Below are 26,433 nucleotides of genomic sequence, written 5' to 3' on the forward strand. Positions count from 1 at the left end.
GTGATTGCGATTTTATTAGCATCATTTTTTTCATAATTTAAAAATTCAAAAAATTCAGTTAAACCATTTTGCATAGCAATCATAGGATTTAAAGATTTTTTGATTAAATAGTATAAAATTCCTATAACTACAATAATAAATATTATAAACTCATAAATCGAATTCATCATACTATTGTGAATAGTATCATCAATATTTGCCTTTGGCATAATTGAGCAAACATCATATCCTGTTAATTTATCTTCTAAACAATAAGCTATATATTCTTTATCATTTTTATTAAATATAAAATTACCACTATTATCATTTTTATAATAATTTTGTAATTTACTTACAAATTCTTTTTTCCATTCAGGATTTCCTAAATCATCTTTATTAGAACTTGAAATAATCTCATCATTTTTATCCAGAATTATCGTGCTAGAATTTTTTAAAGAATTTGCTCTAGTAATCTCATCGCTAAAATCATCAATTAAAATATTACCACCAACAACAGCTACTATTTTATTATCAATTACTACAGGTGCAAAAATAGTTGTGGCTGATTTTTTACTTGAAACATCTTGATATACTGAAGATAAATTTGCTTGCTTTAATTCTAAAGCTTCTTTATACCAAGCTCTAGTTCTACCATCAAAATTAGGGATTAATCTAAAAGTTAAATCAGATTCAGCCTTATAAACATCGCCATTTGTTAAACCTACAAATAAACCTTTAAAATCTAAAATCTTATTATCATCTTCTATTATTTGCTTAATAAAATTTGGGCTTACATCTTTTGCTTCTTCAAATTTTTTAGCAATTTTTTTAATATTATTTAATTTTACATCTATATAAGAATTTATATATAAATTCTTTAAAGTTATATCATTTCTATTTAATTCATTGTAATTTGAATTAATAATAGTTTTAACTCTATTTAATTCGTATGAAGTTAAAATTACTGATGCAATTATTAAAACTGCGGTAAGATATATGGAAATTTTTTGTGATAGTTTCATTTAAATCCTTTTTTGTAATAATTTAAAAAGGCGTAGTATAAATAAACAAAGTTAAATAAAACTTAAGTAATAATAATTATTAATTAAAAATATTAACTAAAAGAATACAATTTTAATCCTATTTTAAACAAGAATTTAAAATAGGACTTTATATTTATTTATCAATATTTTTTAAAGCCATTACGAATTGAATTCTATTCTTAACCCCTACTTTTTGATAAATAGTTGAAGTTATAGCCTTTATAGTTCTTTCGCTAAGTTGCAAAATATTAGCAATTTGTGCGTTGTTTAATCCATCTTTTATATAATTTGCAACTACTTTTTCTCTATCAGTTAATAATTCATATAAATCATTATTATCTTGTTTATAGCTTTGATTAATAAGACTTATCATATTACTAATAATATCAGGCAATAACCATATACCGCCATTACTAATACAATTAATTGCATCTATAAAGTGAATTTTTTGCATTCTTGCGTTTGCATACCCTTTAGCATTGCCATTTAAAAACGCTTGAGATTCTATAAAATTTGGATTTTTTGATATAGCTAGACATTTAAAATTATATTTTGATAATTCTTTTATACTATCAATATTATCGCAAATTATAACATTAGCATCTTTGTATTTAGCTATTATTACATCTAAATAATTTGTTGAATATACATTAAAATCATTCAATATTTCTTCTAAATAAGTTCTTAGCTCTTTATCTTCTACATTTATAATTATTTGCATTATCTTTCCCTTAAAGCATTTTGTTTGGTTTTAAATATTGGTTTTAATAAATAATCTAATATAGTCTTTTTACCAGTAACAATATCAGCATTTACTATCATACCCACTTTGATATTTAGTGGGTGCTCATCTGTTCCTAGATGATTTTTTTCTGTTACGATTTTTACTAAATAAAAACTCTCTCCTTTATCATTGGTTTCTGTATCGGCACTAATTTGCATAACTTGTCCTTCAAGTCCGCCATAAATACTAAAATCATAAGCACTTACCTTAATAATAGCTCTTAAACCTTCTCTTAAAAATGCCACATCAGCAGGTTTAACCTTAACTTCAGCAATCAATCTATCATCAAGTGGAACTATTTCAGCTATATTTTCACCTGGCTTGATTACTCCTGAAACAGTATGAACATTAAGCTTTGAAACTATACCATTTACAGGGCTTTTTACTAAGGTTCTATCAACCCTATCATCAAGACCTATTTGACTTTTATTAATTCTAGCAATTTCAGCATTTGTTTCATTTAGTTCTTTTTTAGAATCATTAATAAAACCTAATCTTATTTCATTTAATGTAGCTTCTAATTTAGGTAGCGATAATCTTGCTTGAGATAATTCACCCCTAATATCATTTAATTGTCTGCTAATTTGTAAATATTCAACTTCACTCACACTACCTTTTTTATAAAGACTATAAGTTAAATCATTTTGTTTAGATACTAAATTATAACTCGTGCTTAGATGGTTGATTTTTGATTTTAGTTCCTTTATTTCGCTTTCTTTTTGAGAAATTTTTTCTTTTAATTGCTCTATATTACTCTCATATAAACTTTGTTCGTTTTTTAAAGTCTGTGGGAAAATTTTATTTACTTCATCTTCGCTTAAAATACTAATATCAAATTCTTTACTATTTGCTTGAGCAAAAAGCCTAATTTTTTTAGCCAAAAGCTCACTAATTTTTACTTCACTCTCGCCTAAAGAACTCTCAAAACTTTTATTATCAATCTTAAGTAATACTTGACCTTTTTTTACAACATCGCCTTCTCTTACTAATAATTCTTGAACTATACCACCTTCTAGGTTTTGAACTACTTGATTTTGACCACTAGGCACTACCTTGCCCTGCCCCCTTGTAATCTCATCAATCTCTGCTACACTCATCCAAGCAATCAAACCAATTACACAAGTAATAATTATATAAAGCATAGTTTTTGTTTTTTGAGAGCTTTTTGATAATACAGCTTGTGATAAGCTATTCATAAAATCTAAATCATCTTTTGTATAGTTTTTCATTTACTAGCTCCTAACTTTGCTAAAACTTCTTCTTTACTTCCATCTAAAACTACCTTAGCATTATCAATTACAATTATTCTATCAACTAGATTAAGAAGTGATTGTTTATGAGTAATTACTATTAATGTTTTATCTTTGCAAGCTTCTTTTAAATTATTTATAACTTTTGCTTCTGTTTGAGTATCTATTTGATTTGTTGGCTCATCTAATAGCATAATAGGTGTATTTGTTATAAACGCTCTTGATATTGCAATAGCTTGTCTTTGACCCCCGCTTATACCTTCTCCACGCTCATAAACAGGCATATCAAATCCAAGTGGGTGAGAATTTACAAATTCACTAACGCAAGAAATATTTGCAGCTTTTATAATTTCTTCATCACTTGCATAAGGTGCTTTATAAACTATATTTTCTCTTAAAGTACCTTTAAATAGCATAATATCTTGAGAAACATAGCCAATATGCTCTCTTAAATCCACTGGGTCAATTTGCTCAATATCAATACCATCTACATGAATACTGCCTTTACTTGGCTCATAAAGTCCCATAATTAATTTTTCTATAGTTGTTTTTCCACTACCATTTTTACCAATAATTGCAACTTTTTCTCCAGCATTAATCTTAAAGCTAACATCACTTAAAGATTCTTTTTTAGCTTCTGGATAAGCAAATGAAACATTTTTAAACTCAATACCACCTAAGAAATTATTTCTTCTTACAAATTTTTTGCCATTTTCACGCTCTACTGGCATATTCATAATATCATTAAGGCTCTTATAAGCTGTTTTAGTCTGCTCGTAATTTGATATAAGAGAAGCTACCTGACCCATAGGAGATATTGCACGAGAACTTAAAATCACACTAGCAACAAGACCACCCATACTAAGCTCCATATCCTTAATCATATAAACACCCAATACAACAATAGCAATAGTGTTAAATTGAACTAAAAACCCTGTAACCATAGGAATAGAACTAGATAATAATTTATTTTTTATACTTTTATTAGCAATTTCTCCTGTTGCTTCTTCGTATATCCATTGAGAAGAAGATGCTGCACCTAAAGTCTTAATTGTCTCAAGTGTATTTAAACTCTCAATTAAAACACCATTTTTAAATGCACTTGCTTGATATGTGCTTTCTATTGAAGTTTGTAAAGGTTTTCTAATACTAAATGTATAAATTAAAATAAGTATCATAACAATAACAGGAACTACTACTAAATGCCCTGCTAGAAAATAAATTGTTGCTAAAAATATTATACAAAATGGCAAATCCACAATAGCAGCAATACTAGCATTTGCAAAAAAACTTTTAAGCGTATCAAATTCTTTTAGATTTTGTGCAAAAGAACCAACACTAGCAGGTCTAGAACTCAATTTAATATCCAACACTCTTTCATAAATTAATGAGCTCATAATAATATCGCTCTTTTTTGAAGCTGTTTCTAAAAAATAAGCTCTAACTAATTTAATAATCATATCAATTGTATAAACAACAAATACTCCTAAAGCTAAAACCCATAAAGTCTCAATTGCATTATTAGGCACAACCCTATCATAAACATTCATTGTAAAAAGCGGACCTGCTAAAACAAATAAGTTTATGATAAATGAAGCTAGTAAAACATCTACATAAATTGATTTTGATTTTTTAAGCGTATCCCAAAACCAATGCTCATTAGGGTTATTTTTAAGATTATTTATTTCATTTTTAATAACAAATTCTCTTTTTAAATAAAAAGCATAGCCTAAATATTCTTCTTCAATTTCTGCTTTACTAACCAATGTAGCTGCACCATCAAATCCTGGAAAAATAATACTTAATTTATCATTATCTTGAAAACTTTGTAAAATACATGCTTTTTGGTCTTTTAGCATTAAAATACAAGGCAATACTAAATTAGGAATATCTTTTAAATCTTTTTTCACTAATGTGCTAGCAAAACCAGCTCTTTTTGCAGCTCTACTAAAAAGAGATTTTTTATTATTTTTTGAAAATAGCTCTATACCGCCTAAATTTTTATCATAAGGCAACCCAGCTGTAAGTGCTTCGGCACTATAAGGATTGTTATAAAGCTTAGTAAGAATAACTAGACAATCTAGCAATTCATCTGTTTTTGTATTTATCATATTTCTTCCTTAACTTTACTTGTGTAATTTCCTTGAACTAAATTAATATTTAATTCTTTTATTTTGTTGTAAGTTTCTTCATCTTCTATACCTATTGCAATTATTTTTATTCCTTTTGAATTTAAGATAATTTCTAAAGCATTTTTAGCCCCACTAGCATTAACATCTTCTAATAAATCAAGCAATGTTCTTGCCTGAACTTTAATATAAGAAATATTTAATTCATTTAAAATACTTAAGTTTTCTTTGTTTAAAGTAAAATGGTCAAGCCCTAAAGCTATATCATAAGTCTTAGCAAATCTTGAAAACTCAATAAGATTTCTAATATTTAATTCCTTACTCATAGCAAGTTCTAAATAAACTTTTTCATTTTTTCTAGTTTTGAATATTTTTTCTAATTTTTGATAATTTTCTGCTTTTATTAAATCATTTGAAATATTTACAGAAATTCCTGATTTAAATTCTTCACTTAAAGCCTTACTTAATACATAAATATCTAATTCTTTTGATAAATTAAGCTCATTTACAATAGGCATAAAATAAGAAGCATTTTTTAATTCATTTTTATATTTTAATCTCAAATATAATTCTTTATGATATACATTATTATCAGTATCTAAAACTTCTTGGCTAGCAAAACAAAAATCATTATTATTCATAGCGTTATAAATAAATGTTCTAAATTGCTCTTTACCTAAGATAATATTATCAGAATTATTTGATTTGTTTAAAGAATAATTAGTCTTATTTTTAATTAACAATAAGTCTAGTTCAGCAAGAATTTCATTTAGCTTTTTTCCTTCATAAGAACTTAAAGAACTGCTTATTAAAAACTCACTATCATCAAGTCCAAATTCTTTAAATAAATCTTTTATTTTATTTAGATAATTTACGCAGTTTTCTTCAAAACCTAAAGAATTCTCGCCTAAAACAGCGAAATCATTTTCATTAATTGAAAACACACATTCACTATCAAAAACCTTATCATTATCTCTTAAAATATCTGATAATCTTCCTAAAAATTCCATAGATTTATTAAAACCTAAAATCTTTTTTAGATTATAAGTTTCTTTAATGCTTAATAAAAAGCAATATCCATTTGAATATTCTTCCCTACTTTTAATTGATTCAAATTTATTTATAAAATATCTTCTATTAAATAGCTTAGTTCTTTCATCTTTATAAAGCAAATCATTGTATTTATCTAGTGTTTCACTCTCTTTATCAAATATATCTTTAACCTTACCTACCATTGAGTTCATTGCCATTACCATTTTTCTAACTTCTTGGGTAAATGGTAGTTTATTTTGTATTATAAACTCGTGTTCAAGTATAGCTTCTGCTTGTTTTCTAACCTTATTTAGTGGTGCTAAAATTGCTTTTAGTGAAAAATAAATTAAAATCATAGAAACTATAAAAATAATCACTAAATTAATAAACAATTCTTTAAGGGTTGTATAAAGTTGCTCGTAAGCAAATGCAGGGCTAATTTGCACATAAATAGTGCCTATTTTATTCCATTGTCTAATCTCAAAACTCTCAACAGGAGTGCTAATATTTACAAGTTTTACAAATAAATCACTAACTCCATAAAATACTTTTTCTTTACTTTTATCATAAACTATCTCATCATTTGCGTCAGTGAATTTAATTTCTTGATAATATCCACTATCAAAAATAGCATTAATCATAAGCTCAACACTATCTTTATCAACATTATCTAAAGTAGCAATTGATAATCCTAGTGAAGTTGCTGTATGCTTTGCATTTGCACTTAATTGCTCGTTTATAAAATCATTTGTAGTTTGATAGTTTTTAACACCAACAATAGCTATTATAATTAATATAAAAACTATAGCACCTAATAAAATTTGCTTAAATAAAGTCATAAATCACCCTTTTTTAAATTCTCTAAATAACTAGACCAATCTTTTGTATATTTTGAAGATTTTGCCGATAATTTACCGCTTGATGCTTGTTGTGCTAAAAATAAGTCTTTAGCATTAAACGATAACACAGGCTTTAAATCAACTCTTTTGTTTGCTCTTTTAATTGAATTTGTATTACTATCTAAAATAAAAGGAATATCGTTAGGTTTTTCATAATATGCTAAAACCATATGAGAAATCCATTTGCCATTTAAATTAGCATATACGTATGTAAAAAATAATTTTTCTTCACTAACTCCTAAATCAAGTAAAGTAAGATATTTTGCGATTACGAAATCTTCGCAATCTCCAAAACCCTTTCCAAGTGATTCAAATCTATTAGCCCAATAATCAGTCTTACCCCAAGTTATCATATCATCTTGCCATTTTATAATACTTGGGTCATTAAAAAATTCATTAACTTTTACCAATTTATTTGCATCATTTGTATTTTGTATATCTTGCATTAACTTATCTAGTTTTTCAAGTCTTTTAACACTAACTTGTCCGTAAGTCTTCTCCATTCTAACATAAGTTTGTGGTTTAATGAATGAAGAACTAGATAAACTAATACCGATAAAAAGAGTGAATAAAATCACTCTTTTAAAAATTCTACTATACATTAATTACTTAATATCAGAGATTGAGCAAGCTTTATTAATGTATTGTTTTGCATAACCATTAACAAAACCTTCAGAAATTACACCCATATTATCAAGCATTTTGTATTGGGTTAATAAAATATTGCTCTTTGTATTAATTAATTCTTTAGCAGCTGAAAAATATTCGCTTTGAGCATCTAATACATTGATTAAATCTCTTTTACCAATTTTAAATTCATCTTCATAAGTTAAAAGTGTAGATTTAGCGTATTCAACATAATCATTTAAATAATTTAATTTATCATTACTAATTTTATATGAATTAAATGCGTATGAATTGCTTTCTTCTAATTCTCTTAAAGTAGCATTATAATCCATTTGACTTGCTAATGCCCCGATTTTACTTTTTTCAACATTTAGCTTATCTTGACCTTTATTAAATAGGTTGTATGAAAATCTTAAATAAGCACCTGCTGAAGTATCTTTAGTATCTGCTTGTAAATCTCTAAAGATTTTATCTTTTGCATAGTTTGCACTTAATTCTAAGTCTAATTTAGGTAAATAATTTCCTTTTTTAACCTTTGTTTCATATTCAAGCACATTGATATTTTCAGCTTGAATTCTCACACTTGGATTACATTTTTTACTAATTTCATTTAAGCCTTCAACTGAACTAGGAATTGCATAAGTAAATTCTGGCATTACAAGAGAATTAATATCTACATTTTTACCAAATAATCTTGTAAATCTTGATTCAGCATCTTTAAAATCGTTTTCTGCTGATAATAAGTTATTTTTAGCAAGTGCTAAACGGCTTCCTGCTTGTCTTTCTTCACTAGCTCTTGCAAAACCTGAACTTGTTCTATCTTTGATTAGAGCATAAATATCTTCGTGAGCTTTTACATTTTTTTGTGCTATTTCAAGTAATAGTTTAGTTTTTATCATATCTAAATATGCTTTAGTGCTATCATATACGATTTCATTTGAATTTTGAATTACTTTATAAGCTGTAGAATTTGTAATGTGGCTTTGTTGAGCCTTGCCATTCATATCTTTTCCACCATTAAATAAGTTTTCTGTTAAAACTATTGAAGCATCGTGAGTTGTGCCTGTTCCTTTTTGTTCAGGTTGTACATTAACTTTTTTCTTTTTATTAACATATCCACCATTTGCATATACATTTAACATTGGATAATATTCAGCACTTGCTATATCTAAGTCTTTTAAAGATTTTAAATATTCTTGTTTATAAGTATTTACACTTGGGTTTGTATCAAGAACACTAGCAATCATTTTATTTAAAGTAATTGAATTAGCGTCTTCAACATTGTTAAATGCAGGAATATTTAAACCATTATCATTTTTTTCATCTAAACTATCTAACATACTTGAAACAGATGAATTATTATCTACAACAGCTGGTTCGCTAGTTAATTCGTCATTGTTTAAATTAGTATCTACTTCACTATCAACCTTAGAAAATTTAGGTTCATTTGGTTTTCTAGTCGTAAAATAAGCGTCTTTATAGATAGAATTTGAGCGAAGATAGTTTCTAATCTCTGTTACTTTTGATTTAGACATATCAGCAGTTTCAACAACTACGGTGTGATATGTGCTATTATTTGCACTTTGTGGGTCACTAGCTCTTGCTTTTACCACCAATTCATTAGCGTATTTGCTACTATTAACAACTTTTTCAATATTTGATTTTATTTTGTTTAATGTAGCATAATCGTCTTTTTTAAAGCTGGCTATGAATATATTATATTCAGCTGCGTGCAAGCAACTAGCCGCAATAATAGATGTGATTAATGTTTTTTTCATCATTGTTCCTTAAGTTTAAAAATAAATTAAAGGTATTACTTTAATTAATTAAACTTAATATTTCCATAGATTTTTTACTTTTTTTTATAAAAAATTTTAATCTTATATAATTTTTAAGTAATTATTAAAAAATTATTTTATTTTTATAAAATTTAAAAATATTATTAATGATAAAACATCAGCACTTCCACCAAAACTAATGTTTTTACTTGAGTATAAATTGTTTAATTTATTAATAATTTTTATTATTTTACTATCATCATATTTACTAAGTTTTAAGCAAGTATTTTTTACTTGTAAATAATTATCATAATTATAATTTAATCTTTTTATTAAACTCGTATCATCTATTAAATATACGATATAAAATAAAGTCTTTAACAAACTTATATCATTTTTAATCTCAAAAGCTTGATAGAATTTAAAAGCCTTAAAAGTATTTATAAATCCTTTTTCAACCTCATCTCTTATCCCCTTAATCCCAAATCTTTGAAAGCAAATCCCACCGATTGAATTAAGATTATTGTTTAACTCATTTTGACATAGATTTACACATAAATCTTTTGTAATTTTTGAGATATTTTCAAGCGATAATTCATCTTCACTTTTGCTACAAGCAAAAATCATAATCGCAAACAAAAATAAAGCACCTTTATGAGTATTTATATTATTTGTGGCATTAAACATAGATTTTTCTGCTATTTGACCTATTTTTTTAAGCCTAATAAAATCATTTCTTTTTGATAATTTTGCTAAGGTATAAAAGCTATCAAAATATTCTCTTAATTCACTTACGCTATCTAAAAAGGTATAAAAGTTCATATCATTATGAGAATTTGAACTAAATCTATCAACCAAGCCAATTTTAGGAGATAAGCTAACTTCATACAATAATGCCTTTAAAGCAGCTTTGCTAAAATTATTTTTAATACTTTTATTTATGCAAATATGCACATAAAAATCATCAAATAATTCATCAAGTTTTTTATATATGCTAGATTTTGTATGAGTGTTATTTCTTTGACAAACTATGGCTAATTCATCACATAAAAAGCACTTCCTACCTGCATTTCTTAACTTAATTGTCTCGTTATTAAAATACACATCAAAATCAAATAATCTTGAAAAATTATATTTATTTTCTAAAGATATAGTGAGTTTTTTTATATTTAAAGCTTCATCATCAATCGCAAATAAGCAAAATAATTCATCTAAATTAACACTATAATTTATGATATTTTCTAAACTAAGCACTTCGTTAATTCCGAATAAAAACAATTCTTTAACTTCACTAATATTAAATATTTTATACATATAAGGAAGATTTAGGCTAAAGCAAATTACAGGAGTTTTATAAATATTTTCGTATTCAAGTCTTGCATTAAATCTCTTTTCTTTTTGTTCTAAAACTAGCTGAAGCAAATCTTTTTGCATAATTTCAAATTCCTTAAATGATTTTAATATAATGTATCCAAAAAACTATTAGGAATTTTAAATGAGATTATTTACAAAAATTACTTTAACATTTTTTTTAATTTCTTTTATAGTTTTAAGCATTACTTCTGTTTTTATTTTTATACAAAGCAAAAAATTAATTGAAAACGAAATTACTCATAAAATAGAAGCAATATCAAAAACTCTAGCAAAAAATATTAATATAAATAATCCTAATTTAAATGAAGATATAAACACATTAAGTAAAGAATTAAATCTTGATTTCATAGTAATAATAGATAAAAATCAAAAGCGACTAACCCACCCTAATAAAGATTTAATAGGCACTTTAGTAGAAGGCGGGGACGCTAAGCAAGTCTTAAACGGACAAGGACATTATATCTCAATAGCAAAAGGTTCTTTAAAACGCTCAATTAGAAGCTTTAGCCCAATTTATAAAGATAATCAAATTATAGGTGCTGTAATAGTTGGAGTATTCGTAGATTATCTAAATCAAATAATTTTAGAAGAAAATAAATATAATTTTATTTTGATAATTATTTTTATAATAATCATTTTAATACTAGCAAAAATACTAAATAAAAATATAAAAAACATATTATTAGGTTATGAACCAAAACAAATAGCTAATTTAGTTGCAAGACAAAACGCTATCTTGCAATCCTTAAATGATGGGATAATTGCAGTAGATGATAAAAACACCATTACTTTAATAAATGATAAAGCTAAAGATATTTTTAAACTAGCCTTAGTAGATAATGACTTAATAGGAAAAAATGCCAATATTATCCCGCATTCAAATATGCAAAAAGTATTAAATACAAAAATAGCTGAATTAAATCAAGAGCAAATATTAAACGAAATCACAATTTTAACAAATAGAATTCCATACTTTATAGATAATAATATAGCAGGAGTTGTAGCGTCTTTTAAAGATATAAAAGAAGTTAAAAAATTAGCAAATGAGCTAATAGATGTCAAAAAATACGCCGAAGCCCTAAGAGCAAATCATCACGAATTCTCAAACAAACTTCACATAATAAATGCCTTATTAGAAAACAATAATATAAATGAAGCAAAAAATTATTGTGATGAATTGATTTTAAAAAATAAAGAGAATTTAAATAAATTATTATGCAATATCAATGATAAAGTAATCCTAGCTTTTTGCGAAAGCAAATTCGCCTTTGCAAAAGAATTAAAAATCAATATAAATCTTAATAAAAAATCATTTTTAGATAATTTAAATGATAGTAATTTACAAAATGATATTATTAGCATTCTTTCAAATTTAATAAATAATTCAATAGACGCATTAAGCAATACAGAAAATAAAAATATAGAAATATTTATAAAAAATAATAAAAACTACCTAAAAATTCAATGTAAAGACAATGGCTGCGGCATTCAAAATAAAGAAAACTTATTTACTAAAGGCTATTCTACTAAGGGTGAATTTAGAGGATATGGACTTTATTTATGTGCTAAAATTGTTGCTAATTATGATGGAACAATAAGTGTTAGTAAATTAAAAAATGGAAGCTCTTTTAGTGTAATTTTAAGGATTAATAATGATTAAGACAATAATAGTTGAAGATGATTTGATGGTGCAAGATATTAATAAAAACATTCTTTTATCAGTAAGTGAGTTTAAATTACTAGCTTGTTTTACTAAAGTAGATGATGCTATAAATTATTTGCTAAGTAATGAAATAGATTTGATATTACTTGATTTAACCTTGCCAAATACTGATGGAATTGAGCTTATTAGAAGAATTAAAAGTGAGTTTAGCAAGATTGATATTATTGTAATTTCTGCTAGAAATGATAGCTTAAGCTTACAAAAAAGCTTAAATCTAGGAGTAATTGATTATATTCTAAAACCATTTAAACAAAATAGGCTTGAAAGCTCGCTAAATCAATATAAGTTAAGAAGAAATCTATTAAATAGCAAAATCAATCAAGAAAATATTGATAAAGCTCTTTATAAACAAATTGATGAATTACCAAAAGGAATTGATAAAAATTCTTTAGCTCTTATAAAAGATAAAATAAAAGAATTTAATACTTGGTTTAATGTCAATGAATTAGAAAAACTAACAAATATTTCTAAAATATCTCTTAGAAAATATCTAACTTATTTAGAACAAATTAATTACATTACTTCAAAACTAGAATATAAAGCCAAAGGAAGACCACAAATATATTATAAATTAAACTAATTTACTTATTTTAATTATTTAAAAGCTTTTTTAAATTACTTAAATTTACAAAATCTTAATTCTTCTTAAAATGAAAACTCAAATTATTTTAAAGGAGTTTTTATGAAAGAAAGACAAATAGGTGGTGTAAATTTATACGCATTTTGTGTATTTGCACTTATTGTATTTTTCACTTGCTATTTTGGAAAACTTCCTAAAGATATGGTAGGCGGACTTGCTATTACTATGATTTTAGGAATACTGCTTGGCGAAATTGGTATGAAAGTGCCTATTTTAAAAAATATTGGCGGACCAGCTATATTAAGCATTTTTGTTCCATCTTGTATGGTTTATTATGGTTTATTAAATCAAAACTCAATAGATGCTATAACATTTTTCATTAAGCAATCTAATTTCTTATATCTTTATATAAGCGTTTTAGTAGTTGGAAGTATATTAAGTATGAAACGAGCAATTTTAATTGCAGGGTTTTTAAAAATGTTTATACCTTTATTTATAGGAACTTTTTTAGCTATTATAGTAGCATATTTAATAGGTTCAATTACTAGTATAGGCGGAACTCACGCTGTATTTTATATAGCAATTCCTATCTTAAGTGGCGGAGTTGGAGAGGGAATTATCCCACTAAGTGTTGCTTATTCAGAAATTTTAGGAAATGCCAATTCATCAAATATAATAGCACTTCTAGCACCTGCTGCAATGCTTGGAAACTTATTTGCAATTGCTTATGCAGGATATTTAAAAAATCTAGCTCTAAAAAAGCCACATTTAAGTGGAAACGGGCTTTTAGTAAAAACTAAAGAAGAAAATATCAATTCTTTAAATAACGATACCTTGCCTTTTGATATTAAATTAATGGGTGCTGGTTTGCTCGTTGCAGTATGCTATTTTTTAATAGGAAAATTATTAAATATGATAATTTCAATTCCTGCTCCAATTATTATGATTATTATGGCTGCTATTACAAAAGTTTTAAACATAATGCCAAAAAGCCTAGAATACGGAGCTAATTTCATATATCAATTTGTAAGCAAAAACCTAACTTGGGCTCTTTTAGTAGGTGTTGGAGTTATTTGGACACCTTGGAAAGATGTAATTGCTGCAATTAATATTGCTTTTATAATAATTTGCTTTAGCGTAGTTACTACTATGGCACTTACTGGGTATTTTTGTGCAAAGTTTTTAAATATGTTTGAGATTGAATGCTCTTGCGTTATGGTTTGTCATTCAGGACTTGGTGGCACAGGAGATGTTGCAATTCTAGGCTCTTGTAATAGAATGGAGCTTATGCCATTTGCACAGATTTCAACTAGAATTGGTGGGGCTTGCACGGTTATAGCTGCTACATTTTTATTTGCACAATTTGGAGTTTAAGATGATTAGCGTTGGAACTATTGAATCAAATGATTGTTTAATTAATATTCAAAAACATAAGGAATTTCAAATCGTATTTATAAATGAAGAAGAAAATCCTTATGCAAAACATATTAAGAACTTAATTCAAAATTATTGTAAAGAACACAAAAATACAAATGTTTTAATAGAGATAAATGATAAAGGTTCTTTAGATTTTTGTATCTTAGCAAGGCTAAAAACAGCATTAGAAAGGTTAGAAAAATGAGAAGAACATTGCTATTTATACCAGGAAATAATGCAGGAAATATTCAAAACGCAGGATTATTTGGAGCTGATGCTATTATATTTGACTTAGAAGATGCAGTAAGTCCTATGCAAAAAGATAGTGCCTTAAATCTAGTTTGCAATGCCTTAACTATGCTAAATTATGAATGTGAAAAAATAGTTAGGATTAATTTAGAGAATGCAAAAAACGATATTTTAGCACTATCAAAAACTAAAATTAATAGCATATTAATCCCAAAAGCTGAAAATGTAGAAGAGATTAAAGAACTTATCAAATACACTAAGAATTTAAATCCAAAAATTGAAATTTTACTTTTAATAGAAACTCCACTTGGCTTATTAAATGCTAAAGAATTAGCATTTTTAAATGGCGTTAGTGCTATTTGCTTTGGTGCAGAAGATTATACGAGCGAAATTGGTGCAAGAAGAAGCGAGAGTGGAGTTGAGATTGATTTTGCTAGAAATTATTTATTAAATGTATGTAAGGCTGCAAAAATAGATGCAATAGATACTCCATATACAAATATAAATGATGAAAATGGATTAATAGCCGATACAACTTATATTAAAAATCTAGGATTTGATGGCAAATTAGTAATTAGCCCAAGGCATATTGATATTATTCATAATTGCTTTAAACCTAGTGAAAAAGAAATAATCTGGGCTAATCAAGTCCTAAACGCTATAAAAGAAGCCGAACTTAAAAAAAGTGGAGTAATTTCACTAAATGGCAAAATGATTGATGCACCTATTGTTAGTCGTGCTAAAAAGATTTTAAAGGAAATTCTATGAATATTGATTATATTAAAGATTATGGAGAAGTAATTGCTTTTAACGGAGCATTTAGTTTAAAACCTAAAGAAAAATCACTTAAAAAGCATATAAAATTATCAAACCCAACTGATAATAAAGTCTATACAAATGTAAAAGAATTAATCAAAAAAACAGGCTTAAAAAGTGGAGATACAATATCATTTCATCATCATCTAAGAAATGGGGATAAAGTAGTAGGAATTATCTTACAAGCTTGTGAAGAGCTAGGCATAAATGATTTAAAACTAGCAATTAGTGCAATTTTTCCAACTCATGATTTTTTAGTAGAATATGCAAAAAAAGGAATAATAACTCAAATAGATACAAACTATTGCACAGGAAAAGTCGCAAATGCTATTTCTCGTGGAGAATTTAAAAAAGTAGCTATTTTTAGAACCCACGGCGGTCGTGCTAGAGCAATTTATGCTGGGGATTTAGAAATTGATGTAGCATTTATTGCAGCTAGTGCAACTGATAACGCAGGAAATATCAATGGAACAATGGGTAAAAATGCCTTTGGCTCAATTGGTTATGCTATGCCTGATGCAGACTGTGCTAAAGTTAGCGTTGCAGTAAGTGATACTATATATCCTTATCCATTAAGCAATCCTAGTATTACTCAAGATAAGATTGATTATGTTTTAATGGTTGATGAGATAGGTGATCCAAATGGTATTAAATCAGGCACAACTGATATTACAAAAGACCCAATTCAGCTAAAAATTGCTAAAACAACGGCTAATTTAATAGATGAAAGTGGGCTTTTAAAAGATGGTTTTTCATTTCAAACAGGAGCTGGTGGGATAAGCCTTGCAAGTGCTCATTATGTAAAAGAAATTATGAAAGAAAAAAATATCAAAGGCTCATTTATTATGGGCGGAATAACTGCATATTTAGTTAGTTTATATAATGAAGGGTATTTTAATAATATTTTTGATGTTCAAGGTTTTGATTTAGAAGCTTTAAAATCATTGCAAACTAATCCTAATCATTACGAAGTTAGCTCAAGTTTGTATGCAAACATTCACACAAGCTCTCCTATAGTAAATAGACTTGATTGCGTTGTTTTAGGAGCAACTGAAGTTGATACTAATTTTAATACCAATGTAATGACTAGTTCAAATGGATATATTATGGGCGGAAGTGGTGGGCATAGCGACGCTGCTGCAGGAGCAAAGCTAGCAATAATTACTACTAATTTAATTAGGACTAGAAAAGCTATCGTTAAAGAAAAAATAAACTCAATTACAACTCCAGGAGAAAGCATTAATGCACTTGTTTGCGAATATGGAATTGCACTAAATGATAAAACTTTAGCAAAAACCTTAAAAAACTCAAGGCTAAAAATACTTGATATAAAAGAATTAGCTAGTATTGCAAATGATATTTGCGGAGTTTGTGAGTATGAAAAATCAAATAAAAGAATAGTAGCCGTCGTTGAATATCGCGATGGCAGTGTAATTGATGTAATAAGACAAGTCTAAAACAATTAAAGAATTTGAAAATTAATTTTCAAATTCTTTTTAATTAAAACTCTTGCCAATTATCAAGACCTAATTTCTTCATTCTTACAACTCCCCAAAAAGCTAAAATACAAGACAATAAAGTCCAAGCAGCAGGAGCAAATAAGCTAAATTTTGCTAAATATGTAATAATTGCCGGAGTAAATCCTGCAAAAAATATTGCAACTAAATTATAAGAAATACTCAAACCACTACTTCTTACATGAGCAGGAAATAATAAACTCATAATAGCAGGTGCTAATCCAACAAAAAAGCTAATTAATAAACATAAAATTATATGAATAGCAAATAATAAAAAAGCATTACTACTACCTAATAAAACATATAAAGCCAAAAATGGCATAAAAGATAAAAGCCCAATAGAAATCATAAGAGATTTTATAAGACCAATTTTATGTGCTATAAACACTGCAAAAAAACACCCTAATGTCAAAAATATATTTCCTAAAAAACTAGCCGTATAGCCTAATTGCATATCATAGCCTAAGAATTTATGATAAAAAGTAGGCATAAAAATAATTAAACTATAAACTCCAGCAGTCCATAATGTGCTAAAGAGCATACCTGTAAAAATTCTACCTTTATAATCTTTTAATAAATCTTTTAAAGGTGCTTTGTTTTTGTTCTCTTTTTGTTGCTCAATAAAAACTGCACTTTCATTAGATTTATTACGAATATATACACCAACAGGAATAATCAAAAGCCCGAAAGCAAAAGCATATTTCCAAGCACCATCATAAATATCTTGAGTAGTAAATATAGTAGTAATAATAACTCCAGCTAATGCAGATAATATATTAGCAATTCCAATGGTTGATTGCAAAAATGAAGCATATAATAATCTTTGCTTTTTATCAGCATTTTCTAATAAATAACTAGTTGCTCCACCGATTTCTCCACCTGCACTAAATCCTTGAAATAATCTTGCTACTAAAAGCATAATAGGAGCTAAATATCCTATATCTTGAAATTTTGGAGTTAATACTATAATAATTATTCCTATAGCCATTGTTGAAATAGTTAGCAATAAAGACTTTTTCCTACCATATTTATCACCTATATAACCACATAATATAGCACCAATAGGTCTTGCTATAAAACCAACCCCAAATAATAAAAAAGTATTAATCATATTAGTAATTGGGTCTGCTTCTTTTGGAAAAAAATTAGCACTAATATATACTGCAAAAAATGCGAATAAAGAAAAATCATACCATTCTAAAGCATTACCCATAGAAGCTGCTATAACGGTTCTTGTTCTATTTTTCATAACCACTCCTTAATATGTTATTTAAAATAATTTGAGTGCCAATAGCTGCATCTTCAAATGAGCTTTCTTCATCAGGATGATGAGATAAACCATTTTTGCTAGGTATAAAAATCATACCCATAGAAGCTATCTTAGCTATAAAAGCACTATCATGCCCTGCCCCACTTGGCATAATAATATTACTTACTTGTAGCTCATCTGCTGTTTGTTTTAAATTCTTAATAATTAAATCATCAGCAGGAGTAGCATTAGAATCTGATACTAATTTATAATTAGCGTCTAAATCTTTTAACTTTTCTTCAATTTCTTTAATAAAATTTATTCTTATTAAATCATCTTCACTTCTTAAATCTATACTTATTTTTACACTATTAGAAATAACATTAGCAGCATTAGGCATTACACTACACGCCCCAACGGTTGCTACCGTATAAGCTTGTTTAGAATACTCAATAGCTTTATCATTTAACCATACAATAAATTTTGAAGAATTTAATAAAGCATCTTTTCTTAAATGCATAGCTGTTGTTCCTGCGTGATTGCTTAAACCTTTAAATTCCACATTAAATCTTGAAATACCTACAATTTTATTTACAATACCAATCTTAGTATTTAAACTCTCTAACATATTTCCTTGTTCAATATGCAATTCATAACTTTCAATAAGCTTACCTATTCCTAATTCGTTAAAAGTTCTAAATGATTTATTACCACCTGATTTGATTATCATATCTGATAATTTAGTATCATTAACTTTAATATCAAGTTGTTCTTTACTCAAATTACCAGACATTCCCCTAGAACCTACGCAAGATAAACCAAAATAATTAGGCTCTTCTCCTAAATAATCACAAAAAATTAAAGTTTTATCTAATTGTATATCTTTTAAAGCTGTAGCAATTACCATAGCAGATACAACACCTAAAACTCCATCAAATCTACCACCACTAGCAACGGTATCGCTATGAGAACCTATTATAATACATTCATTACTTTTGCCCTTTTTAATAGCTAACATATTGGCAAAATCATCATATATAACATTAAGTCCTAAATTTAAAAAATGATTTTTAATATATTTTCTACCTTCTTCATAAGTATTAGTAAATACCAATCTAGTAAAAGGATGATTTGTTTCTGTAATTTTTGCTAAATTATTTATATGAAATTTAATATCATCTGCAAGTATTTTCATATCAATTCTCGTTAGGATTTATAAATTTTGCATTAAATTTATATACATTTTTACCATCAAATACTTTATTACCCCTAACATAGTGTTCATTTATTTTATAAAGCATTTCATAGCCTTCATACAAACTATAATCAAGATTACTAAAACCATCTTTTGCATAATACTTATAAGTATCTTCGCTTAAAATAACAAAATCAGCATCATTTCCAGCTTTTAATTCTCCTTTATTTGGCAATTTAAACAATTTCGCTGGATTAGTTGATAGTAATTTAGAAGCTAAACTTAAATCTACATTTCTTTTTTTACATTCACTTAAAAATAAAGGCAATAACACTTCAAGACCTGCAGCTCCACTAGAATTTAAAAATATATTCTCATTGCTCTTTCTATCCTTACTCCATCTTACATGGTCTGTTGAAACTACATCAACTAAGCCGTTTTTTAAACATTCCCATATAGCTTCTTTGTTGGCTAAATCTCTTATTGGTGGGTTAATTTTAGCAATACCATTTAATCTTCTAACCTCATCTTCTTCAGAGCAAATTAAATAATGCAAACAGCATTCAACACTAGCTTTATAGCCATCTTTTTTATAATTATTAGCAATTTCTAAAGCTCTTTTATTAGAAGCATGAACGACATGAGCTTTCGCTCTTGCACTAGCTCCTAATTCATATATAGTATTTACAGCTATATTTTCAACCCACTCAGGGCGAGATAAATTATGTGCTTTATAATCTGTTCTTTCTTGTTTTATTTTTTCAGTTAGATAAATAACACTTTCATGGTCTTCATTATGCACTCCTACCATTACATCATATTTTGCACATTCAAGCATAACTTCATACATTAAATATGGTGGTATTCTAGGAAATCTAACAGGGTCTGTTCCGAATAAAGATAATTTAAAGCCACAAGCACCTAATTTTATTAATTCTTCAATATTTTTTATACCATCTTCTGGATTTATGGTTGCATAAAGAGCAAAATCAACATAAGAATTTTCTAAGCCATCTTTTAATTTTTTATTAAAATTATTTGCGTTTGATATAAGTAATCCTGCATCATAAGGCATTTCTACCATTACACTAACACCACCTGCACTTGCTTGTTTGCTTGCTAGTTCAAAATCTTCATTATTTGCTTGAGAACGAGAATGTACTTGAGAATCAATAGCCGATGGAAAAATAATCTTATCTCTTAAATCAATTGCATCTTCACTAAAACCATAAATATTTGCTAATTCTTTTATGCTCTTTTGATAATCTTTTTCTAAAAATAATTCTACTCTACTAAAGAGCTCTTCTTTAACAACTAAAACACCAATACCTATAGTATCTTTTAATACTAATTTAGAAACATAAGTTTTCATTTTACTCCTTTATTAACTTATGTTTTTAGGATACTAGATATATTGATAAAAAGATAGAAAAAAATAAAAATATTAAAGCTTATATTACTTTTAGTAACACAAGCTTAAAGAATTTGAAAATTAATTTTCAAATTCTTTCAATGATTAATTACTGCATTCGTCTAATAAATAAGCAATATGTTGCCAAGACATATTAGTAGCATCGCTAAGTCCTACTTCGCAAGTGCTAGATGAACTAAAGCCTCTTTTAACATTAGTGCTTGAGTAAAATTTCTTAAAATTATTTGTAGCACTTATATTTAGCTTAGGAGTTAAAAAGCCTTTATATCCAGCAAATCCACAGCAGTATGTATCATTATCAATTACTATTTCATCAGCACATAATTTAGCTAAACTCATTATGCTATCTTCTATATGCATTTTTCTAGCAGCACACATAATATATAAGCCTATTGGCTCATTTACTTTTGTGATTTTTAATCTTGGAGCAATTACTTTGTATAAATATTCACTCAAATCATAAACTTTACCTTTATGATTTTTAACTACCTTAGCCGAACAGGCAGAATGATCAATCACAACGCTACAATTTTGATTAGATAAATACTCATTTAATTTTGCTTCATTAGCAATTTGAATATTTTCATAATTCTCATAAGCTTTTCCGCAGCATAAATCATTTGGAGCGTAGATTATTCCAATTCCTGCCTTTTTACATAGACTTTCAAATACTTCTTGAATGCTTCTTTTATCACTCATTTTTGCATTAGGCTTAAATGCTTTATTTAAACAACTTGTAAAATATATAACATTTTCTTCTTGAGTATTTGTTGAATACTTATAATCATTTGCTCTAGGCAAGTAATTTCTACTTTGTGGTAAATTAAATGTAGCTAGTAAATTATTTAATTTGTAATTATCAAATTTATTAGCAATTTTTAAAGAAGTTTTTGCTAGAGCTAAAGTAGTTTCGTGGTGATTATAAGCAAAATTACCGATAATTCTTGAAATAGCTCCTTGATTTGCTTTTCTATATTTTAAGCTAAAATCAGCAAAATTAATACCTAAAGGACATACCATAGAACAAACCCCACAAGCAGCACAGGTAGTATCTACATAAAAATTATAAAGCTTTTTCATATCTTTTAATTTTTTCTTGCTATCTTCGTCGTTTAATTCTTCTAAACTCTTCATCTCTTTAAGCACTGCAATTCTTTGTCTAGGGCTTAGGCTGATTTCATTTGATGGACAAAATCTCTCACAAAATCCACATTCCATACATAAATTTAAAGCTTCATCAACAGGGCTTTGGTTTTTGATATTTTTCTTATAAATATCTTTATCTTTTGTAATAATTACATCAGGATTAAATATATTATCTTTATCAAGAATATCTTTTATCTTGCAATTTATAGCATAAGCTTTTTTACCCCACTCAATCTCAACAAAAGGTGCAACCATTCTTCCTGTGCCATGCTCTGCTTTGATACTTCCACCAAAACTAGCTACTACACTTGACATTTTTTCTACTAATTTTGCAAAATTTTCAAATTCGGTTTTATCATTTAAATTAGGAGTGATGATAAAGTGAATATTTCCAGCTAATGCGTGACCAAAAATAATACCTTCAAAATTAAATTCTTTAAATAAATCTTGAATAGCACTAATACCATTTGCTAAATCTTTTATCTCAAAACACACATCTTCAGTAATAACAGTAGCTCCAACAGGTCTTTTACTAGCTGCTATTGGTAAAAGCGCTTTTCTAATCTTCCACCATAAATCATATTCGCTTTTTTCTTTAGAATAATATGATTTAAAAGTTTTACTTGAAAGCTCTTTAATTTTAACTATATTTGCATTTAAAACTTCTTCATTATCGCTTTCAGTTTGAATTAATACACAGGTATTATTGTCTTTTATATCACTTAATAAATCTTTTAATTCATCATAACTACTAGCAGCTTTTAAACTAGCATAATCCATAATTTCAGCTGAATTTATAAAATCATATTTTGCAAATTCACTAATAGTATTTGCAGCGTCACTAATATCATTAAAAAACAATAAAGCACAGGCTTTATAAGGTAAATCATCAATAGTTTTAAGTCTTGCTTCACTAACAAAACCTAAAGTCCCTTCGCTACCTACAAATAAATGAGCCAAAATATCTATTTCATCATCATAATCAATGAAAGAATTTATAGCATAGCCTGTTGTGTTTTTGATTTTAAATTTGCGTTTAATTAATTCATATAATTCGCTATCATTTTTAATCTCTTCTTTAATAGCTCTAATTTCATTAATTAAATTAGCGTGAGTTCTTTTAAATTCTTCCACATTTGCTTTATCTTTAGTATCTAGGATAGTTCCATCATTTAATATCACTCTAATACTATTTAAAGTTTTATAAGAATTATCCTTAGTTCCACAACACATACCACTTGAGTTGTTAGCAACAATACCACCAATTAAAGCTGAATTAATCGTAGCAGGGTCTGGGCCAATTTTTTTACTTAATTTAGCTAATGATAAATTAGCATTAACTCCAACAACACCACAACCTAAACTAATCTCGCTAGCATCATCATTTATAGCGATTTTTTTGAATGCAAACTTAATTACTACTAAAACACTATCCGTTGAGCTTTGACCACTTAAGCTAGTTCCTGCTGCTCTAAAGTTTAATGGAGTTTTATATTTATTTGCTAGTCTAATTATTTCTTGTATTTCGCTCTCATTTCTTGCTATTACTACTATCTTAGGGACATATTTATAACAAGACGCATCAATTCCGTAAGCAAAACATCTAAGATAGTCATTAAATATCCTATCTTTAAACATATTCTTAGCTTCATTATAAAATAATTCATAATTATTCATATTATTTCTCCTTTTTTCTTCGTTAATCAAATTAATGTTATTTTACATAAATTATTTGGAATTTAAAAAAGAATTTAAAAAAAGATTTTTAATTAAAGGATTAATATGCTTACAAGTTTTATTATCTTAGCCATTGTTTTATCAATTCTAATTGGCTATAAAACTCGCTTAAATATAGGATTTTTTGCAATTATATTTGCCTATATTATTGGTGCGTTTTTTATGGATTTAAAGCCTAAAGAAATTATTTCTTATTGGCCTGTTTCTATATTTTTTGTTATTTTTGCGGTTTCGTTATTTTATAATTTCGCAAGTGTTAATGGGACATTAGAAAAACTAGCTGCATTTTTGATTAAAAAATTTGAAAATTATCCGTATTTTTTACCTTATGCTATATTTTTAGTATCGGCTTTAATTGCTGCAATGGGTGCTGGATTTTATAGTGTTTTAGCCTTTATGGCTCCAATTACTTTTTTACTCTGCGAAAAAACAGGTCTTGATAGAGTTGGTGGAGCTATGGCTATTAATTATGGTGCTTTAGGCGGGGCAAATTTTCCAACTTCTCAAAGTGGGATAATATTTCGCTCTCTTATGGAAAAATCAAGTATAAATCCTGATATTGCATTTTCTAATGCTTTTGTGATATTTTTATTTACTTTTATTTTGCCTATTTTTGTAATTAGTCTTTTTGTATTTAAAGCAAAAAAATCTAATATAAAAATAGAATTATTAAGCGAAAAAATTACTTTTAATGATAAACAAAAAACCACACTAATTTTAATGGCGCTTATGATGGTTTTTGTATTAGCATTTCCTTTATTACACATTGCATTTCCTAATGAAAAAACTATAACTTTTATAAATTCTAAAATAGATATAGGATTAATAGCTATTGTTTTTGTAGCTATATCATTGCTTTTAAAATTAGGAGATGAAAAGCAAGTTATAGCACTTATTCCTTGGGGGACTTTGATTATGATTTGCGGAGTTGGGATACTTGTTAGCATTGCTACTAAAGCAGGTGTGATTAATCAATTATCAGGCTTTGTAGAAAGCAATGTGCCAAAAATAATTGTCCCTATTATGATGATGATAATTGCAGCTATTATGTCGCTATTTTCTAGCACTTTAGGAGTGGTTACTCCTGCACTTTTCCCACTTGTGCCTACATTAAGCAATGCAAGTGGGTTTAGTGAAGTTGTGTTATTTACTTGCATAGTAATTGGAGCACAAGCTAGTGCTATTTCTCCATTTAGCTCTGGAGGTTCATTGGTTTTAGGAGCGATTGCAAACGAACATAAGGATAGTTTATTTAAAGGCTTGATTGTAAGAGCAATTCCTATAGGTTTTATAGCAGCATTAATTGCTGGAATTATTGTTATGAATATTTTTTAAGGAAGAATTATGTATATAGATACTCACGCTCACATTTTTAGAGCAAATATAAGTTCGGCTAATGTAGTTAGATATGTACCAAATTATGATGCAAGTTGCGAACAATATTTGGCTAATTTAAAGGAATTTAATTTTTCTTATGGTGTTTTAGTTCAGCCTAGTTTTTTAGGTTTTGATAATTCATATTTATTACAAGCTTTAAAAGAGCATTCTAATTTAAGGGGAATTGTGGTAATTGACCCTAATAATATTAGTGATTTAAAAGAAAAAAATGTCTGTGGATTAAGGCTTAATCTAATAGGAAAAGATAAGCCTAATTTTGATGATTATAAAGAAGCTTTAGAGTATATTAAAGAATTTAATCTTCACATAGAATTACATAAAGAATTAGATAAATTATTATTTATCATTGATGATTTAGCCAAATATAATGTAAAAATTATGATTGATCATCTTGCAAGACCTAATAAAGATACTTTTAAATTATTAGATGAGTTTAATAATTATAAAAATTTAGATATTAACTTTAAAGTAAGTGGTTTTTATAGATTAGATGAAGATTTAGCGTTTAGTAAAGATGTATTTGATAAATTAAGCGATATTTTTGATATAAAACACTTTGTTTATGGAAGTGATTGGCCACATACAAATTACGAAAGCAAAATAAATTATCAAAAAGCTTTAGATGATTTTTTAAAAGTTACTAATGATAAAGCTAAAATTATATTACAAGATAATGCTAAAGAACTTTTCTTTATATAAATATTTTTAATTCTTATTTAATTGAGTTAAATAAGAATTATTTTAAACTTAATATGAAAAGTCTAATCTAAATGATAAACTTCTTTCATATTAAGCCATTTTTGACCTGCATAGCCAAGTGATATTTGGCAAGGGTCTGTGCAAGCCCACCACTTACGAGTATTCTCATCGGCTGCCATTTTTGCCATATCAGCTTCGTAATCACTCCCTACATACTCAAAATAAGCGAATAGATATTCGCCAAAATTATAAATTGAATAATTACGAATATTGCAAGCCTTTATCATCTCATTTACACCTTCCATAGGATTTGCGTGAAGTCTTTCGTATTCAGCTAATTTTTCCGGAATAACTTTTATAATTTGCCCAAATCTTTGCATT

General features: G+C 27.0%; 21 protein-coding genes. 8 read left to right on the forward strand and 13 right to left on the reverse strand.

Annotated features, from left to right (window positions below):
- The 8 genes from AVBRAN9333_RS02500 to AVBRAN9333_RS02535 all read right to left on the reverse strand — a co-directional run.
- Window positions 1-1,001, reverse strand: a 1,001-nt coding sequence (locus AVBRAN9333_RS02500; protein ID WP_336607021.1) for a cache domain-containing protein, incomplete at its 3' end; no start/stop codon positions are given.
- A gap of 154 nt (window positions 1,002-1,155) precedes the next feature.
- Entirely contained in the window at window positions 1,156-1,743 is a 588-nt protein-coding gene (locus AVBRAN9333_RS02505) for a response regulator transcription factor (protein ID WP_214118426.1), read from the reverse strand.
- Window positions 1,743-3,035 carry an HlyD family type I secretion periplasmic adaptor subunit gene (locus AVBRAN9333_RS02510; RefSeq protein ID WP_214118428.1) on the reverse strand — a complete coding sequence of 431 codons (1,293 nt, stop codon included), beginning with the start codon at window positions 3,033-3,035 and terminating at the stop codon, window positions 1,743-1,745. Before AVBRAN9333_RS02510 ends, AVBRAN9333_RS02505 begins: the two co-directional genes overlap by 1 nt.
- Entirely contained in the window at window positions 3,032-5,167 is a 2,136-nt protein-coding gene (locus AVBRAN9333_RS02515; protein WP_336608565.1) for a type I secretion system permease/ATPase, read from the reverse strand. The genes AVBRAN9333_RS02510 and AVBRAN9333_RS02515 overlap by 4 nt, the downstream gene beginning before the upstream one ends.
- Entirely contained in the window at window positions 5,164-7,056 is a 1,893-nt protein-coding gene (locus tag AVBRAN9333_RS02520) for a bifunctional diguanylate cyclase/phosphodiesterase (protein ID WP_214118432.1), read from the reverse strand. Before AVBRAN9333_RS02520 ends, AVBRAN9333_RS02515 begins: the two co-directional genes overlap by 4 nt.
- The gene (locus AVBRAN9333_RS02525; protein ID WP_214120625.1) at window positions 7,053-7,718 is read right to left on the reverse strand and encodes a transglutaminase-like cysteine peptidase; all 666 of its coding nucleotides are present in this window, start codon (window positions 7,716-7,718) and stop codon (window positions 7,053-7,055) included. Before AVBRAN9333_RS02525 ends, AVBRAN9333_RS02520 begins: the two co-directional genes overlap by 4 nt.
- Window positions 7,719-7,721: 3 nt before the next feature.
- Window positions 7,722-9,521 carry a TolC family protein gene (locus AVBRAN9333_RS02530; RefSeq protein ID WP_336609371.1) on the reverse strand — a complete coding sequence of 600 codons (1,800 nt, stop codon included), beginning with the start codon at window positions 9,519-9,521 and terminating at the stop codon, window positions 7,722-7,724.
- Window positions 9,522-9,653: 132 nt separating this feature from the next.
- The gene (locus AVBRAN9333_RS02535) at window positions 9,654-10,955 is read right to left on the reverse strand and encodes a triphosphoribosyl-dephospho-CoA synthase (RefSeq protein WP_336609372.1); all 1,302 of its coding nucleotides are present in this window, start codon (window positions 10,953-10,955) and stop codon (window positions 9,654-9,656) included.
- Window positions 10,956-11,016: 61 nt separating this feature from the next.
- On the opposite strand from AVBRAN9333_RS02535, the gene AVBRAN9333_RS02540 reads away from it, so the two are divergent.
- From AVBRAN9333_RS02540 to citF, 6 genes are all read left to right on the forward strand, one after another.
- Window positions 11,017-12,555, forward strand: coding sequence for a sensor histidine kinase (locus tag AVBRAN9333_RS02540; RefSeq protein WP_336609373.1), 1,539 nt, complete (start codon window positions 11,017-11,019; stop codon window positions 12,553-12,555).
- The gene (locus AVBRAN9333_RS02545) at window positions 12,548-13,198 is read left to right on the forward strand and encodes a response regulator (protein WP_214118448.1); all 651 of its coding nucleotides are present in this window, start codon (window positions 12,548-12,550) and stop codon (window positions 13,196-13,198) included. Before AVBRAN9333_RS02540 ends, AVBRAN9333_RS02545 begins: the two co-directional genes overlap by 8 nt.
- A gap of 102 nt (window positions 13,199-13,300) precedes the next feature.
- On the forward strand, window positions 13,301-14,572 hold the full coding sequence (locus tag AVBRAN9333_RS02550) for a 2-hydroxycarboxylate transporter family protein (RefSeq protein WP_336609374.1): 1,272 nt from the start codon (window positions 13,301-13,303) through the stop codon (window positions 14,570-14,572).
- 1 nt (window position 14,573) lies between these two features.
- Complete coding sequence (locus AVBRAN9333_RS02555) at window positions 14,574-14,819, forward strand: hypothetical protein (RefSeq protein ID WP_336609375.1); 246 nt, start codon at window positions 14,574-14,576, stop codon at window positions 14,817-14,819.
- Window positions 14,816-15,631 carry an HpcH/HpaI aldolase/citrate lyase family protein gene (locus tag AVBRAN9333_RS02560; protein ID WP_214120171.1) on the forward strand — a complete coding sequence of 272 codons (816 nt, stop codon included), beginning with the start codon at window positions 14,816-14,818 and terminating at the stop codon, window positions 15,629-15,631. The genes AVBRAN9333_RS02555 and AVBRAN9333_RS02560 overlap by 4 nt, the downstream gene beginning before the upstream one ends.
- Window positions 15,628-17,136 (forward strand): citrate lyase subunit alpha, encoded by a 1,509-nt coding sequence (gene citF / locus AVBRAN9333_RS02565; RefSeq protein ID WP_336609376.1) that lies wholly within the window; start codon window positions 15,628-15,630, stop codon window positions 17,134-17,136. The genes AVBRAN9333_RS02560 and citF overlap by 4 nt, the downstream gene beginning before the upstream one ends.
- Window positions 17,137-17,179: 43 nt before the next feature.
- On the opposite strand, the gene AVBRAN9333_RS02570 is transcribed toward citF, so the two are convergent.
- The 4 genes from AVBRAN9333_RS02570 to AVBRAN9333_RS02585 all read right to left on the reverse strand — a co-directional run bounded on the left by AVBRAN9333_RS02570 (window position 17,180) and on the right by AVBRAN9333_RS02585 (window position 23,895).
- A complete protein-coding gene (locus AVBRAN9333_RS02570) occupies window positions 17,180-18,445 on the reverse strand; it encodes an MFS transporter (RefSeq protein ID WP_214118458.1) in 1,266 nt (421 codons plus the stop codon).
- A complete protein-coding gene (locus tag AVBRAN9333_RS02575) occupies window positions 18,435-19,640 on the reverse strand; it encodes a hydantoinase/carbamoylase family amidase (RefSeq protein WP_336609377.1) in 1,206 nt (401 codons plus the stop codon). Before AVBRAN9333_RS02575 ends, AVBRAN9333_RS02570 begins: the two co-directional genes overlap by 11 nt.
- Window position 19,641: 1 nt before the next feature.
- Entirely contained in the window at window positions 19,642-21,012 is a 1,371-nt protein-coding gene (locus AVBRAN9333_RS02580; protein ID WP_214120167.1) for a dihydroorotase, read from the reverse strand.
- Between the two features lie 144 nt (window positions 21,013-21,156).
- Window positions 21,157-23,895, reverse strand: a complete 2,739-nt coding sequence (locus AVBRAN9333_RS02585; RefSeq protein WP_214120166.1) for an FAD-binding and (Fe-S)-binding domain-containing protein — start codon at window positions 23,893-23,895, stop codon at window positions 21,157-21,159.
- A gap of 105 nt (window positions 23,896-24,000) precedes the next feature.
- Here AVBRAN9333_RS02585 and AVBRAN9333_RS02590 point away from each other — a divergent pair, with 105 nt between their 5' ends.
- Complete coding sequence (locus AVBRAN9333_RS02590; protein ID WP_239803599.1) at window positions 24,001-25,290, forward strand: SLC13 family permease; 1,290 nt, start codon at window positions 24,001-24,003, stop codon at window positions 25,288-25,290.
- A 9-nt stretch (window positions 25,291-25,299) separates the two neighbouring features.
- Window positions 25,300-26,052, forward strand: coding sequence for an amidohydrolase family protein (locus AVBRAN9333_RS02595; RefSeq protein WP_336609378.1), 753 nt, complete (start codon window positions 25,300-25,302; stop codon window positions 26,050-26,052).
- 62 nt (window positions 26,053-26,114) lie between these two features.
- On the opposite strand, the gene AVBRAN9333_RS02600 is transcribed toward AVBRAN9333_RS02595, so the two are convergent.
- The gene (locus tag AVBRAN9333_RS02600; protein ID WP_214118470.1) at window positions 26,115-26,432 is read right to left on the reverse strand and encodes an L-rhamnose mutarotase; all 318 of its coding nucleotides are present in this window, start codon (window positions 26,430-26,432) and stop codon (window positions 26,115-26,117) included.
- Between the last annotated feature and the right edge of the window lies 1 nt (window position 26,433).

The organism is Campylobacter sp. RM9333, from assembly GCF_020137705.1.
Classification (GTDB): Bacteria; Campylobacterota; Campylobacteria; order Campylobacterales; family Campylobacteraceae; genus Campylobacter_E.

Excerpts from the sequence above, each read along its gene's own strand:
- AVBRAN9333_RS02505 (WP_214118426.1), bottom strand. The coding sequence starts at position 1,743 with ATGCAAATAATTATAAATGTAGAAGATAAAGAGCTAAGAACTTATTTA.
- AVBRAN9333_RS02510 (WP_214118428.1), bottom strand. The coding sequence starts at position 3,035 with ATGAAAAACTATACAAAAGATGATTTAGATTTTATGAATAGCTTATCA.
- AVBRAN9333_RS02515 (WP_336608565.1), bottom strand. The coding sequence starts at position 5,167 with ATGATAAATACAAAAACAGATGAATTGCTAGATTGTCTAGTTATTCTT.
- AVBRAN9333_RS02520 (WP_214118432.1), bottom strand. The coding sequence starts at position 7,056 with ATGACTTTATTTAAGCAAATTTTATTAGGTGCTATAGTTTTTATATTA.
- AVBRAN9333_RS02525 (WP_214120625.1), bottom strand. The coding sequence starts at position 7,718 with ATGTATAGTAGAATTTTTAAAAGAGTGATTTTATTCACTCTTTTTATC.
- AVBRAN9333_RS02530 (WP_336609371.1), bottom strand. The coding sequence starts at position 9,521 with ATGAAAAAAACATTAATCACATCTATTATTGCGGCTAGTTGCTTGCAC.
- AVBRAN9333_RS02535 (WP_336609372.1), bottom strand. The coding sequence starts at position 10,955 with ATGCAAAAAGATTTGCTTCAGCTAGTTTTAGAACAAAAAGAAAAGAGA.
- AVBRAN9333_RS02540 (WP_336609373.1), top strand. The coding sequence starts at position 11,017 with ATGAGATTATTTACAAAAATTACTTTAACATTTTTTTTAATTTCTTTT.
- AVBRAN9333_RS02545 (WP_214118448.1), top strand. The coding sequence starts at position 12,548 with ATGATTAAGACAATAATAGTTGAAGATGATTTGATGGTGCAAGATATT.
- AVBRAN9333_RS02550 (WP_336609374.1), top strand. The coding sequence starts at position 13,301 with ATGAAAGAAAGACAAATAGGTGGTGTAAATTTATACGCATTTTGTGTA.
- AVBRAN9333_RS02555 (WP_336609375.1), top strand. The coding sequence starts at position 14,574 with ATGATTAGCGTTGGAACTATTGAATCAAATGATTGTTTAATTAATATT.
- AVBRAN9333_RS02560 (WP_214120171.1), top strand. The coding sequence starts at position 14,816 with ATGAGAAGAACATTGCTATTTATACCAGGAAATAATGCAGGAAATATT.
- citF (WP_336609376.1), top strand. The coding sequence starts at position 15,628 with ATGAATATTGATTATATTAAAGATTATGGAGAAGTAATTGCTTTTAAC.
- AVBRAN9333_RS02570 (WP_214118458.1), bottom strand. The coding sequence starts at position 18,445 with ATGAAAAATAGAACAAGAACCGTTATAGCAGCTTCTATGGGTAATGCT.
- AVBRAN9333_RS02575 (WP_336609377.1), bottom strand. The coding sequence starts at position 19,640 with ATGAAAATACTTGCAGATGATATTAAATTTCATATAAATAATTTAGCA.
- AVBRAN9333_RS02580 (WP_214120167.1), bottom strand. The coding sequence starts at position 21,012 with ATGAAAACTTATGTTTCTAAATTAGTATTAAAAGATACTATAGGTATT.
- AVBRAN9333_RS02585 (WP_214120166.1), bottom strand. The coding sequence starts at position 23,895 with ATGAATAATTATGAATTATTTTATAATGAAGCTAAGAATATGTTTAAA.
- AVBRAN9333_RS02590 (WP_239803599.1), top strand. The coding sequence starts at position 24,001 with ATGCTTACAAGTTTTATTATCTTAGCCATTGTTTTATCAATTCTAATT.
- AVBRAN9333_RS02595 (WP_336609378.1), top strand. The coding sequence starts at position 25,300 with ATGTATATAGATACTCACGCTCACATTTTTAGAGCAAATATAAGTTCG.
- AVBRAN9333_RS02600 (WP_214118470.1), bottom strand. The coding sequence starts at position 26,432 with ATGCAAAGATTTGGGCAAATTATAAAAGTTATTCCGGAAAAATTAGCT.